Source organism: Streptomyces radiopugnans, from assembly GCF_900110735.1.
GTDB classification, from domain to species: Bacteria; Actinomycetota; Actinomycetes; order Streptomycetales; family Streptomycetaceae; genus Streptomyces; species Streptomyces radiopugnans.
In genome coordinates, this window is sequence record NZ_FOET01000008.1 from 120,320 (window position 1) to 132,963 (window position 12,644).

At 74.8% G+C, this 12,644-nt stretch carries 12 protein-coding genes; 5 read left to right on the forward strand and 7 right to left on the reverse strand.

All coding sequences use genetic code 11. The features are described from left to right. Positions 1-15: 15 nt before the first annotated feature. The gene (locus BMY40_RS16305) at positions 16-558 is read right to left on the reverse strand and encodes an FHA domain-containing protein (RefSeq protein WP_093660160.1); all 543 of its coding nucleotides are present in this window, start codon (positions 556-558) and stop codon (positions 16-18) included. Between the two features lie 241 nt (positions 559-799). Here BMY40_RS16305 and treZ point away from each other — a divergent pair, with 241 nt between their 5' ends. Beyond that, on the forward strand, positions 800-2,539 hold the full coding sequence (gene treZ / locus BMY40_RS16310; protein WP_093660162.1) for a malto-oligosyltrehalose trehalohydrolase: 1,740 nt from the start codon (positions 800-802) through the stop codon (positions 2,537-2,539). A gap of 73 nt (positions 2,540-2,612) precedes the next feature. Here the strand turns inward: treZ and BMY40_RS16315 are convergent, their stop codons facing one another. From BMY40_RS16315 to BMY40_RS16335, 5 genes are all read right to left on the reverse strand, one after another. Further along, complete coding sequence (locus tag BMY40_RS16315; RefSeq protein ID WP_093660348.1) at positions 2,613-3,254, reverse strand: LysE family translocator; 642 nt, start codon at positions 3,252-3,254, stop codon at positions 2,613-2,615. Between the two features lie 138 nt (positions 3,255-3,392). Further along, positions 3,393-3,800, reverse strand: a complete 408-nt coding sequence (msrB, locus tag BMY40_RS16320) for a peptide-methionine (R)-S-oxide reductase MsrB (RefSeq protein ID WP_093660164.1) — start codon at positions 3,798-3,800, stop codon at positions 3,393-3,395. A gap of 10 nt (positions 3,801-3,810) precedes the next feature. Then, entirely contained in the window at positions 3,811-5,223 is a 1,413-nt protein-coding gene (gene murC / locus BMY40_RS16325) for a UDP-N-acetylmuramate--L-alanine ligase (RefSeq protein ID WP_093660166.1), read from the reverse strand. Between the two features lie 275 nt (positions 5,224-5,498). Next, a complete protein-coding gene (locus tag BMY40_RS16330) occupies positions 5,499-5,984 on the reverse strand; it encodes an indole-3-glycerol phosphate synthase (protein ID WP_093660168.1) in 486 nt (161 codons plus the stop codon). Between the two features lie 140 nt (positions 5,985-6,124). After that, positions 6,125-6,961 (reverse strand): pyrimidine reductase family protein, encoded by an 837-nt coding sequence (locus BMY40_RS16335; protein WP_093660170.1) that lies wholly within the window; start codon positions 6,959-6,961, stop codon positions 6,125-6,127. 141 nt (positions 6,962-7,102) lie between these two features. Here BMY40_RS16335 and zapE point away from each other — a divergent pair, with 141 nt between their 5' ends. Both zapE and BMY40_RS16345 read left to right on the forward strand, forming a co-directional pair. Further along, a complete protein-coding gene (gene zapE, locus BMY40_RS16340) occupies positions 7,103-8,170 on the forward strand; it encodes a cell division protein ZapE (RefSeq protein WP_245770141.1) in 1,068 nt (355 codons plus the stop codon). Between the two features lie 233 nt (positions 8,171-8,403). Continuing rightward, complete coding sequence (locus BMY40_RS16345) at positions 8,404-9,795, forward strand: alkaline phosphatase PhoX (protein WP_093660174.1); 1,392 nt, start codon at positions 8,404-8,406, stop codon at positions 9,793-9,795. Positions 9,796-9,822: 27 nt separating this feature from the next. On the opposite strand, the gene BMY40_RS16350 is transcribed toward BMY40_RS16345, so the two are convergent. Continuing rightward, on the reverse strand, positions 9,823-10,464 hold the full coding sequence (locus BMY40_RS16350; protein ID WP_245770135.1) for a GNAT family N-acetyltransferase: 642 nt from the start codon (positions 10,462-10,464) through the stop codon (positions 9,823-9,825). Between the two features lie 136 nt (positions 10,465-10,600). Between BMY40_RS16350 and BMY40_RS16355 the strand changes: the two genes are divergently transcribed. Both BMY40_RS16355 and BMY40_RS16360 read left to right on the forward strand, forming a co-directional pair. Further along, positions 10,601-11,326 carry a siderophore-interacting protein gene (locus tag BMY40_RS16355; RefSeq protein WP_093660178.1) on the forward strand — a complete coding sequence of 242 codons (726 nt, stop codon included), beginning with the start codon at positions 10,601-10,603 and terminating at the stop codon, positions 11,324-11,326. 150 nt (positions 11,327-11,476) lie between these two features. Then, positions 11,477-12,616 (forward strand): polysaccharide deacetylase family protein, encoded by a 1,140-nt coding sequence (locus BMY40_RS16360; protein WP_218158304.1) that lies wholly within the window; start codon positions 11,477-11,479, stop codon positions 12,614-12,616. Positions 12,617-12,644 lie beyond the last annotated feature (28 nt).

Genomic DNA, 12,644 nt, shown 5'->3' on the forward strand with positions numbered 1-12,644 from the left:
TCCGGTGAGGGCGGGTCAGCGACTGCCGAGGCGGAAGCTGACCTGCCCGAACCGCACATGATCCCCCGGACGCACGCTCACCGATCCGGTCACCCGGCGGCCGTTGACCCAGGTGCCGTTGGAGGAACCCAGATCGCGCAGTGTCCAACCCCGCGCCGAGCTGTGCAGCTGGGCGTGCGTCCGGGACACCGTCTCGTCGTTCAGCCGCAGCACCGAACCGGGCGCGCGGCCGATGCTCATCGGGTGCGGGCCGGGCGCGGGCAGCATCAGCTCCGGCAGCCGGGCCGTCTGCCAGGCCCGCCGCAGCCGGCCGGGCAGCGCCGAGACCGCGCCGACGAACCTGATGAGAACCGGCTCCGGCGGCCGGGGGCGCAGATCGTGCACTGCCGCCTCGATCTCGTCGAAGCGGCGCGCGGTGAGGAGCAGCTCCATCCGGTGCTCGAACGTCCGGTGCGACACGCGGCCGGCGACCGCGCTCTCGCGCAGCAGCTCCATGGCCCGTTCCCGGTCCTCGTCCGACGGACGCGGCGGGACCGCCCGGGACTCCGCAGATGCCATGACCCGTCATTCTCCGGACCCGCGCCGGGGCTGTCCAGCCCGCTCCGGGCGAGGGCCCCGGGCGGGGCCGCGCGAGGGCCGGGGCGGTCGCGGCGGCCACCGATGCGGGCAACACCCCGATGGCCGCCCACTTCGCCCGAGCCGGGTACCCGATGGTGCAGCGCCGCGTCTGCATGGGCTGACACGCACCGGAGCGGGCATGCTGGAGCCCTGAGGTGCCGTCGGCCGAAGGAGATCCCCGGTGTTGTTCGAGGTGTGGGCGCCACAGGCGCGACGGGTCGCGCTGCACGCGGGGGACGAGGAGCATCCCATGCACCGCGACCCGGAGCGCGAGGGGTGGTGGCGGGCCGAGGCGTCCGCCGGGCACGGGACCCGCTACGGCTTCTCCGTCGACGACGGGCCCGTGCTGCCCGACCCCCGCGCCCGCCGGCTGCCCGACGGCCCCGACGGGCTCGCCGCGGTGGTGGACCAGGGGGCGTACGCCTGGCGGCACGACTGGGAGGGGCGCGGCCTGGACGGCGCGGTCCTGTACGAGCTGCACGTCGGCACCTTCACCGAGGCCGGGACCTTCGACGCGGCGGCCGGCCGGCTGGGCCATCTGGCCGACCTCGGCGTCACCCACGTCGAACTGATGCCCGTCAGCCCCTTCCCCGGCACCCACGGCTGGGGCTACGACGGTGTGGCGCCCTGGGCGGTGCACGAGCCCTACGGCGGGCCCGAGGGTCTCAAGCGCTTCGTGGACGCCGCGCACGGCCACGGGCTGGGCGTGGTCCTGGACGTGGTCCACAACCACCTGGGCCCGTCGGGCAACCGGCTGCCGGAGTTCGGCCCGTACTTCACCGAGCGGCACCACACCCCGTGGGGCTCGGCGGTCAACCTGGACGCGCCCGGCTCGGACGAGGTGCGCGCGTACTTCATCGGCAGCGCGCTGGCCCTCCTGCGCGACCACCGGCTGGACGGGCTGCGGCTGGACGCGGTGCACGCGCTGATCGACGAGCGGGCCGAGCACTTCCTGGCCGAGCTGTCGGCGGCCGTGGACGCCCTGTCGGCCGAGCTGGAGCGTCCGCTGTTCCTGATCGCAGAGTCCGACCGCAACGACCCGCGCACCACCGCGCCGCGCGGGGAGCACGGGCTGGGCCTGGACGCCCAGTGGGACGACGACATCCACCACGCCCTGCACACCGCGCTGACCGGTGAGGCGCAGGGCTACTACGCCGACTTCGCCCGCGCCCCGCTGGCGGCCCTGGCCAAGTCGCTGACCGGGGCGTTCTTCCACGACGGCACCTACTCCTCCTTCCGGGGCCGCCGCCACGGCCTGGCGGTGGACCGCACCGCCACCGAGGCGCACCGCTTCGTCGCCTACGCCCAGACGCACGACCAGATCGGCAACCGGGCCCGGGGCGACCGGCTGGCCTCCCACCTCTCCCCCGGCCTGGCGGCCTGCGCGGCGGCGCTGGTGCTGTGCGGGCCGTACACGCCGATGCTGTTCATGGGCGAGGAGTGGGGGGCGCGCACCCCCTGGCAGTACTTCACCGACCACCAGGACCCGGAGCTGGCCGAGGCGGTACGGCGGGGGCGGCGGCGGGAGTTCGCCGCGCACGGCTGGTCGGAGGCGGACGTGCCGGATCCGCAGGACCCCGCCACCCGGCTGCGCTCCTGCCTGGACTGGGACGAGCCGCACCGCGAGCCGCACGCCGACCTGCTCGCCTGGCACCGCGCGCTCATCGCGCTGCGCCGCGCCCATGTCTCGCCCCGCACCCGGCTGGTGGACGTCCATGTCGCCTACGACGAGGAGCGGCGCTGGCTGTGCATGCGCCACGGCGGGCTGCACGTGGCGGTGAACCTGGCCGAGGAGGGCACCGCCGAGATCCCCCTGTCGGTGCACACCGCCGCCGAGCTGGCCTCCTGGGGCGAGTGCGAGGCCCCCGAGGGCGACGGCCTGCTGCGGCTGGGCCCGCACTCGGCGGCGGTGCTGCGGTAGTCCGGCAGGTGGCCCGGCCGATGGTCCGGCCCGTGGCCCGGCTCCCGCTCGGGGCCGGGCGCGGGAGGCGCGGTCAGCCCTCCAGTGCCATCCGCAGGCCCAGGGCTATCAGCACGCCGCCGGAGACCTGCTCCAGGCGGCGGCGTACGGCCGCGCGGTCGATCAGGCGCCGCATCCGGCCCACGCCCCACACGTAACAGGCGTAGTAGCCGGTCTCGAAGAGCGCCCACACCGCCGCCAGCGCCACCATCGCGGGCAGTTGCGGGGCCCCGGCGGGGACGAACTGCGGCAGGAAGGACAGGGCGAAGACCGCGGCCTTGGGGTTGGCGAGGTTGAGGGCGAGGCCGGCCCGGTACGACCGCCACGCCGACTCCCGTACGGGCGCGGGTGCGGACGCGGGCTCGTCGCCGTCCGCCACCGCCGCGCCCCGCGTCCGCCGGGCGGCGCGCAGCGCCTGGAGGCCGAGGACCACCAGGACCACCGCGCCCACCAGGCGCAGCGCGTCGTAGGCGAGCTGGGAGGCGGCCAGCAGCGCGGTGAGGCCGAAGGCGGCCACCACGCCCCACACGAAGACCCCGGTCTCGTTGCCGAGGACCGTCGCCATGCCGTGCCGGTGGCCGGTCAGCGACCGGCGGATGATCAGGACGGTGCTCGGTCCCGGGGAGGCGGCGATCAGCAGGCAGGCGCCCAGGAAGGGCAGCAGCGTCTGGTACATGGCCGCCATCATCCGCCCGTCCGCGCCGGGCGCGGCGGCGGGGTGCCGCGTTCGGCCCTCCGGACCTCGCGGGGGCCCGGAGGGCGGGCGCGGCGGGGTGCCGGAGGGCGGTGCGGGGTGCCGGTGGTGCCGGCGCGGTCAGCCCTCCTCGGGCACGAGCTTCAGGGAGACGGAGTTGATGCAGTAGCGCTCGTCCGTCGGGGTCGGGTAGCCCTCGCCGCGGAAGACGTGGCCCAGGTGGGAGCCGCAGCGCGCACAGCGCACCTCGGTGCGGACCATGCCGTGGGAGCGGTCCTCCAGCAGCTCGACGGCCGAGGAGTCGGCCGGGTCGAAGAAGCTGGGCCAGCCGCAGTGGGACTCGAACTTGGTGTCGGAGCGGAACAGTTCGGCCCCGCAGGCGCGGCACTGGTAGACGCCGGTGGTCTTGGTGTGGTTGTACTCACCGGTGAAGGCCGGCTCGGTGCCCGCCTCGCGCAGCACGTGGTACTCGGCGGGGCTGAGCTCCCGCCGCCACTGCTCCTCGCTCTTGTCGATCTCGTAACCCATGGGTGCCTCCTCAGTTCGCCGGGCGGGCGGCCAGCCGCTCCAGCACCGTCGCGCCGAGTTCGGTGACGTCGCCCGCTCCCATGGTGAGAACGAGATCACCGGGCTCGGCCATTCCGGCGATCAGGGCCGCGGCTGCCCCCTTGTCGGACTCGGGCCGCACCTGCGCGCCCGCGGCCAGGGCCGCGTCGGTGATGACGGCGCTGGTGACGCCCGGGATCGGATCCTCGCGCGCCGGGTAGATGTCCAGGACGACCGAGGCGTCGGCCAGCGCCAGCGCCTGCCCCATCTCCGCTCCCAGCTCCCGGGTGCGGCTGAACAGGTGCGGCTGGAAGAGGACCAGCACCCGGCCGCCCGCCGCGGCGCCCCGGATGGCCTCGATGTCGGCGGTCATCTCGGTGGGGTGGTGGGCGTAGGAGTCGATGACCCGCACCCCGCGCGCCTCGCCCTTGGGCTGGAGTCGGCGGTTGACGCCGGTGTAGGAGGCCAGCGCCGCGGCCAGGGCGTCGGCCGGCACGCCCAGCGCCGCTCCGGCGGCCAGGGCGGCGACGGCGTTGTGGGCGTAGTGGCGGCCGGGGACGGAGACGGTGAAGGTGTGCTGCGTGCCGTCGAGGACGGCGGTGACCTCGCTGGTCAGCCCCTGCGGGAGGACCTTGGCGATCCGTACGTCGGCGTCCTCGGCCTCGCCGTAGGTGGTGATCCGCAGGTCCCCGGCGCCGCGGGCGCGCAGGCGGGTGGTGAACTCGCGGGCGCCCCGGTGGTCGGCGCCGACCACCAGGGTGCCGCCGGGGCGGACGCGGCCGGCGAAGGTCAGGAACGACTCGTGGATCTCCTCCATCGAGGCGTAGTTGGCGTGGTGGTCCAGCTCCACGTTGAGGACGATCGCCACCTCGGGGGCGTACTTGTGGAAGCTGCGGTCGCTCTCGTCGGCCTCGGCGACGAAGATCTCCCCGCCGCCGTGGTGGGCGTTGGTGCCGGGGCCGTCGAGGTCGCCGCCGATGGCGTACGAGGGGTCCAGGCCCATCGCGTCCAGGGCGACGGCGAGCATCGAGGTGGTGGTCGTCTTGCCGTGGGTGCCGGCGACGGCGATGGGGCGCAGGCCCTCCATGAGGGCGGCCAGCGCGTCGGAGCGGTGCACCACGGGCACGCCGCGCTCGCGGGCGGCGGCCAGCTCGGGGTTGTCGTCGCGGATGGCGCTGGAGACGACGACGGCGGTGGCGTCGGCGGCGAGGTGGCCGGCGGCGTGGCCGATGTGGACGGTGGCCCCGAGGGCGCGCAGCGCCTCGGCGGTGGCGGACTCCCTGGCGTCGCTGCCCGCGACCTTCGCGCCGCGCTGGGCGAGGATCTTCGCGATGCCGGACATTCCGGCTCCGCCGATGCCGATGAAGTGCGGTCGTTCCATCGCGGTCGGCAGGCCGGGCGCCATGCGGTGTCCTTTCGAAGGGTGCTCCGGGCGGTGTGTCCGCCGGTGTCGTGTCCTGGAGGGCCCCGGGGTCCCGGGGGACCTGGGAGCCCGGAGGGTTGCGGGGTGTCCGTACGGCGGTGCGGCCGGGCCGCGCACGCCGTCCGCGGGCACCCGGCCCCAGCCTATGCGAGCGGGCCGGGTGACCGCGGACCGCGTGCGGCGGCGCAACGGGGCCGGCGCGCCCGGAGGCTGCCCCCGGCCCCCCGCCCGCTCCTTCACCGCCCGGTCTGCTCGCCCTACTCGCCGTGGGCGAACAGCTTGAGCACGGGGACGCCGACCTTGTGGCGGGCGCGGGAGGCCCAGTCGCGGTGGAAGAACTCCTCCACCAGGTGCGGCGCGGTCAGCACGATCACCTCGTCGGCACCCGTCTCCTCCACCACCGAGGTGAGCAGGTCCAGGGGGTGGTCCTGGACGATCTGGCCGACGGCCTCCGCCCCAGCCGCGCGCAGCGCGCCCAGCGAGTGCTCCAGTGCCCGTTCGGCCGGGGAGACCGGGCTGTCGGAACGGTCCTCCTCCTCGTCGTCGCGCCCGGTGGCCTCGCGGACGGCGTCGTCCAGCTCGCCGAGCGCCACGTCGTCCAGGGCGCGCAGCAGCCGGTCCTGGTCGCCGCGCGGCTGCATGAGCACGACGAACGAGACGGGCTCGTCGCCGTGGAGCGTGGTGACGAGTTCGACGTCGGTGGGCACCAGCGGCTTCTCGATCATCAGTACGGACGTGAACACGGCAGGTGCCCTTCCTCCTGACGGGTCGGCGACCCGTACGACGACTATCCCGTCCCGCCCTGATGCGGGACTGCACATTTCACTCTGCGCATCTCATTCTGTGCACGTCACACCTTGTTGGCGCAGACAAACAGATCCGGTCATTTCCGAACCGCCTCGCGGGGGCGGCGGTAGCGCGAGAAGAGGAACCCGTCCTCCTCCAGCAGGGAGGCCAGCTCGTACTCCACGGGGGTCTCGAAGCCGGGGCCGTCCAGGATCCGCGCCGCGTTCCCCGCCGTGATCCGGGGGGAGACGGTCAGGCACAACTCGTCCAGGACGCCGGCGGCCGCGAAACGGCCCAGCAGGCGCGGCCCGCCCTCGGTGAGCAGACGGGTGTGGCCGTGCCCGGCCAGCAGGCCCGGCACCCGCGCCGGATCCACCTCGGCGCCCTCCCCCGCGTGCACCACCACCGCGCCCGCCTCGCGCGCCGCCTCCTGGCGGCCGGCCGGGGCGGCGGCGCCGGTGAGCACGAGGGTGGGCACCAGCGGCTCGGTGAACAGCGGCAGGGAGAAGTCCAGGTCCAGGCTCGCGCTGACGACCGCGATGGCAGGGGCCGGCCCCTGCCCGGCGGCCTCGCGCCGGGCGGCGAACGCCTCGCGGCGGCGGGCCGGCCGGTACCCCTCCCGGCGTACCGTCTCGGCGCCGACGACCACGGCGTCCGCCAGGGCGCGCAGCACCCCGAAGATCCGCATGTCGGCGTCCGAGGACAGCGGCTGGGAGCGTCCGCCGTGGTGGGCGGCGCCGTCGAGGGAGGCGACCATGTTGCCGCGCAGCCAGGGCCGCCCGGCCTCCCCCGCCTCCCCCGCCGTCGCGGCGGGGTAGGCGTACGCGTCGGCGATCTCCTCGAGCGTCCAGGGTCGGTCGGCGGACGGCGGCTCCCGCCGTCCGGGGGCCGTGGGCGCCGCGGGGTACTCGAAAGGGGGGAACAGGCGTCGCATACGGCGCAGTGTGGCACGTGCCACCGGCGTGTTCCGTGCCCCGCCACGCCACGTACAGTGATAAGGGTGTCGTCCTCTCCCGCCCAGAAGCCCGACCCGAACGCCGGACCGAAGCGTCCGGCGGCCGGCGACGCCGCCCCGCTGTCCCTGTGCGCCCGCGAGCCGCACGTCCCCGCAGACCGGCTGGTCGCGGAGATGGTGCCGCCGCCGCGCTTCGACTCGGTGCGCTTCGACAACTACATCCCCGACCCGTCCCAGCCCAGCCAGTCCGAGGCGGTGAAGGTGCTGAGCGGCTTCGCGGACGGGCTCGGCGGGGAGCGGGCGGACGGCGAGGGCGGCGGCATCCGGCGCTGGTTCCGCCGCGGCGGGCGGCAGACGGCGCCGTCCGGGCCGCGCGGGGTGTACCTCGACGGCGGCTACGGCGTCGGCAAGACCCATCTGCTGGCCTCTCTGTGGCACGCCACCGACGCCCCGCCCGAGCGCAAGGCGTTCGGCACGTTCGTGGAGCTGACCAATCTGGTGGGCGCTCTCGGCTTCCAGCAGACGGTGGCCACGCTCGGCGGGCACCGGCTGCTGTGCATCGACGAGTTCGAGCTGGACGACCCGGGCGACACCGTGCTGGTCTCCACCCTGCTGGGCCGTCTGGTCGAGGAGGGCGTGGCGCTGGCGGCCACCTCCAACACCCTGCCCGGCAAGCTCGGCGAGGGCCGGTTCGCCGCCGCCGACTTCCTGCGGGAGATCCAGGGCCTGTCGGCGCACTTCCGCACGCTGCGCATCGACGGCGAGGACTACCGCCACCGCGGCCTGCCCGAGGCCCCGCCGCCGGCCGGCGACGACGCGGTGACCGCCGCCGCGCACCGCACGCCCGGCGCGTCCCTCGACCACTTCCCCTCCCTCCTGGACCACCTCTCCCGGGTGCACCCCAGCCGCTACGGCGCGCTGTGCGACGGCGTGGAGGCGGTCTGCCTCACGGATGTCCAGCCGGTGCCCGATCAATCCACCGCGCTTCGCCTGGTGGTCCTGGCCGACCGGCTCTACGACCGCGAGGTGCCGGTGCTCGCCTCCGGGGTGCCGTTCGACCGGCTCTTCGGGGAGGACATGCTCAGGGGTGGCTACCGCAAGAAGTACTTCCGGGCGATATCCCGGCTCACCGCGCTCGCCCGCGACGCGCGGCGCCTGACCGGGGAGAGCGGCGGCGGGGACGGCTGACGGGGGCGGCGCCCCACCGCGCCGGGGCCCGGCGGAAGCAGGGCCGGCGGCGGTGGGGTGCGACGGTGAAGTGCGGTGGCGGAGCCGGTCTCCCGGAAACGGCCGGATCCGTACGCCGGGAGGGTCGCGGCGCGGCACGGGCGGGTCCCCTCCGTGCCGCGCCTGGTTCCCGCTGAGCGGACAGCGTGGTACACAACCGGGTCATCAACCTGTCCGCCAGCAGGGAGTTGCCCATGTCAGCAACGCGACGCCGGATCCTGGGAAGTGCCGCCGCCGTCGGGGCGGGGATCGCCTTCGCCGGTTCCCTCTCCGAACTGTTCGCCGTTAAGGACGCCGCCCACGCCGCCCCGGCCGGCGGCCGGGACGGGTACGGCCCCCTCGTGCCCGACCCCGACGGCCTGCTCGACCTGCCGAAAGGTTTCCGCTACCGGGTGCTGTCGCGCGAGGGCGAACCCATGCTCTCCGGCCAGGGTCCGGTCCCCGGCAACCACGACGGCATGACCGCCCTGCCCGGTCCGCGCCCCGGGCACGTACAGCTGGTGCGCAACCACGAGAACCGCCACAACGCCCCCCGCCGCGTCCCCGCCGTGCGCGGGCTGACGTACGACCCGCAGGGCATGGGCGGCTGCACCGTGCTGGAGCTCTCCGGCAGCGACCGCGTACTGGACGAGCGGGTGGGCATCGCGGGCACCGCGGTGAACTGCGCGGGCGGCCCGACCCCCTGGGGCACCTGGCTGACCTGTGAGGAGACCGAGGACAAGGCCGGCACCAACGGGTACACCAGGGACCACGGCTTCATCTTCGAGGTCGGCCTGCGGCCCGGCCACCGCACCGTTCCCGAACCGCTGACCGCGATGGGCCGCTTCCAGCACGAGGCCATCGCCGTCGATCCGCGCGAGGGCGTGGTCTACGAGACCGAGGACGCCTTCGACCATCCCTTCGGCCTGTTCTACCGCTTCCTGCCGCACCGGCCCCGCGGCGGCTTCGACTCGCTGCGCGCGGGCGGGAGACTGGAGGCCATGCGGGTGCCCGGCGTCCCCGACCTGTCGGCCGTGACCGAGCCGGGCACGCACTTCGACGGCGTCGAGTGGCTGCCGGTGCCCGACCCGCTGGCGAAGCGGACGCCCATCCGCCTGCAGGACTTCGGCCGCGGCGGCGTCACCCACGCGCAGAAGCTGGAGGGCTGCTACTGGGGCAGCCACCGGGGCGAGGGAGCGGTGTACTTCGTCTCCAGCTACGCGCGCAGCTCCGAGGGCTCGGCGGCCGACCACTTCGGCCAGGTGTGGCGGTACGAGCCGGGCCGCCGCCGGCTGACGCTGGCGGTGATCTTCGGGCCGGACACCGGTGTGGACACCCCCGGCGAGTCGCCCGACAACATCTGCCTCGCCCCGGGCGGCGGTCTGATGGTCTGCGAGGACGGCGGCGGCGCCCAGCACGTCTACGGCCTCACGCGCCACGGTGAGATCTACGCCCTGGCGCGCAACGCCCAGAACACCGGCACCGCGCGGGAGCCGGAGTACGGCGAGTTCGCGGGCGTCACCTTCTCGCCCGACCGCCGCACCATGTACGTCAACTGCTACGAGCCGGGGACCACGTTCGCCGTCACCGGGCCGTGGCGCCACTGAGGCCGGCGGGACCGCGCCGGCCAGGGGTCAGCCGGCTACCGCCTCCCGCGGCAGGAAGGCCAGCCGGGCGCGCTTCTCGGGGAGGTTGACCTCCGGCAGCTCGACCGCGGGGAGCACCACCTCGGGCCCCTGCTCGAACCCGGTGCGCAGCATGCGCGCGATCGCCTTCCCGTTGCGGGCGTCCGGCTCGACGACGATCCGGCGGCAGTCCGGGTCGGTCAGCAGGTACTCCAGGATCGCGGACGCCAGGCGGCCGGTGAACCCCGGCTCGCCGGCGTCCGCGGCGGGGGCGAGCAGCAGGTGTGCCCCGACGTCACCGGGCCGGACCTCGTAGCACAGCCCCACCCGGTCCTCGGCGGGGTCGTACGTCTGGAGAAGCGCGACGGGCTCTCCGTCGCGGTGGACGAGGAAGGCGTGGTGGGTGGTGAGGGCGTCCATGTGGGCGTAGACCTCGCGGACCTCCCGGACGTCCATCCCGCCCATCCCCCAGAACGCGGCGCGCTCCCCGGTGACCCAGCCGTGGATCACGACGGCGTCGTGCTCGGGGTCCACGGGGGTGATCCGCAGGGTCCCGAAGCCCTCGACGGTCCGCTCGTGGACAGACCCGCGCGGGGCGTCGGGGGTGCCGGGGGCGGTCGGGACGGCGGTGGCGCCGGTGGGTCTGGACACGTTCTCTCCGAAGGGGGAGGGCGGGGTCGGGCAGGCCGGAGCAGGGGTGCCGCGAGCACCCCCGACCATTAGGTTAGGCTAACCTAACCAAAACGGCGGCTGTCCGGGGGCACCCCGGGACCGGGGAGGAGAGACCGTGGGGCATGGCTGGGAGGGCGTGGTCCTCAGACTGCTGCGGGGCAGGGACTTCGAGTTCACCGTGACCGGGACCGAACAGGTCACCGAGCACTATCGGAGGGTCCGGATGACGGACGGCGGGATGCTCGCCTCGACCGGCGTCCACCCGACGATGTGGGTCCGCCTCTGGTTCGAGAGCGGGGGCAAACCGCACCAGCGCGCCTACACCCTGGTCGATCCCGACCCCGCGGCCGGGACGTTCGCCCTGGAGTTCGCACTGCACGAGGGCATCGCCTGCGACTGGGCGCGCGGCGCGCGGCCGGGCGACACGATCGAGGCCACCGTCCAGGGCACGGGGTTCACCGCGCCGTCGCCCGAGCCCTCCCGGCTCCTGGCCGTCGGCGACCCGGCGTCCCTGCCGGCGGTCAACTCGCTGCTGGACGCCTTCCCCGGCACGCCCGCGACCGTCTGGCTCGAAACCGCGCATCCGCAGGACGCCGAACTGCCGCTGCGGCTCGGGCCCGGCCCGCACGAGGTGCGGTGGATCCCGCGCCGGGACTCCGGCGCCCACCTGGTGACCGAGGTGACCACGGCCCTGCCGAAGCTGCTGGAGGACGAGCCGGACCCCTACGTCTGGATCGCCTGCGACACCGCCACGACCCGCGCCCTCGCCTCGTACGCGCGCAAGGAGCTCGGCGTGCCGAAGGACAGGGTGCACGCGCTGGGCTACTGGCGCGCGACCTGACGCGCGGGCCGGCGTACGGGCCGGTGCGCGGGCCGGGGGCGAAGCCGACGCGCCGCCACCCGGCCGGGCGTCACCCGGGCCGGGGGTGGCGGTAGTCCGACAAGAGCAGCATCCCGCGCAATCGCCCCGGAACGTCGTTACGTTCCGATCATGACCGTCTCCGTGCGCCGTACCGCCCGTCCCCTGACCGCTCTCGCCCTGGTCGCCGCCGCGGCGGCGGGCTGCGCGGGCCCGGGTGGCGATACCACCCGGGCCGGCGCCTCCCCGGCCGCGCCCTCCTCACCGGCCGCTCCGGAGGAAGCCGGTGAGGGATCGGGGGAGGAGCCGGAGGAGAAGACCTCCGGGAAGGGCGACTTCTCCGCCTCCCCCCGCTCCTCCGTCTCCCGCCCCGAGGGCGACGACCGGGACGCGTCGTCCTCCGGCCGGTACGCCACCCTGCCCGCCTCCATCAGCGGCCGTGTGCCCGTCTTCCGGCACGGCCCGCGCGCCGAGGCTCCGCGGGACGCCCGCGGGGAGGAGAAGGCCGAGGAGGACGGCGAGAACCGCGAGAAGCGGGAGAAGAGCGAGAACGCCGAGAAGACGGAGAAAACCGAGAAGGCGGAGAAGGCAGAGAAGGCGGAGAAGAGCGGCGACAAGGGGGACAAGGTGGTGGCGCTGACCTTCGACGCCGCCCTGTCCGCCGAGGACCGCGAGCGCGCCGAGGAGGACGGCAAGCGCCACGACAACCCCGGGCTGATCGCCGCGCTGCGCCGCGAGAAGGTCCCCGCGACCGTCTTCATGTCGGGCCTGTGGGCGCAGACCTACAAGCACCAGGCGCGCTCCATCGGCCGTGACGACCTGTTCGAGGTCGGCAACCTCTCCTACTCCCACCGCGCCTTCACCCGCGACTGCCGCGACCTCCCCGCGCTCGCGCCCGGCAAGCAGCTCGCGGACGTGCGCAAGGGGCAGAAAGCCATCCGTGCGGCGGGGGTGAAGAACCTGACGCCCTACTTCCGCTTCCCCGGGGGCTGCTTCGACGACCGCTCCCGGCGGGCCGTCGCCCCGGCGAGGGTGACGGTGGTGGCCGGCGACGTCGTGGCACCGGACGCCGAGGAGAAGGATCCCGGGAAGGTGGCCGAGCGGGTGCTGAAGGACATCAGGCCCGGTTCGGTGGTGGTGCTGCACTGCGACCGCGAGAAGGCGCCGGCCACGGAGAAGGCCGTCCGCCGGATCGTCCCGGAGCTGCGGGAGCGCGGATACCGCATCGTGCACGTCTCGGACATGATCGCCTCGGCCATGGGCCGGGACTGAGTCCCGGCCCCCGGGCGGTCCTGTTCGG

Bases quoted from the DNA above. Each gene is read 5' to 3' on its own strand.
- BMY40_RS16305 (WP_093660160.1), bottom strand. From the start codon at position 558: ATGGCATCTGCGGAGTCCCGGGCGGTCCCGCCGCGTCCGTCGGACGAG.
- BMY40_RS16315 (WP_093660348.1), bottom strand. From the start codon at position 3,254: ATGTACCAGACGCTGCTGCCCTTCCTGGGCGCCTGCCTGCTGATCGCC.
- msrB (WP_093660164.1), bottom strand. From the start codon at position 3,800: ATGGGTTACGAGATCGACAAGAGCGAGGAGCAGTGGCGGCGGGAGCTC.
- murC (WP_093660166.1), bottom strand. From the start codon at position 5,223: ATGGCGCCCGGCCTGCCGACCGCGATGGAACGACCGCACTTCATCGGC.
- BMY40_RS16335 (WP_093660170.1), bottom strand. From the start codon at position 6,961: ATGCGACGCCTGTTCCCCCCTTTCGAGTACCCCGCGGCGCCCACGGCC.
- BMY40_RS16345 (WP_093660174.1), top strand. From the start codon at position 8,404: ATGTCAGCAACGCGACGCCGGATCCTGGGAAGTGCCGCCGCCGTCGGG.
- BMY40_RS16360 (WP_218158304.1), top strand. From the start codon at position 11,477: ATGACCGTCTCCGTGCGCCGTACCGCCCGTCCCCTGACCGCTCTCGCC.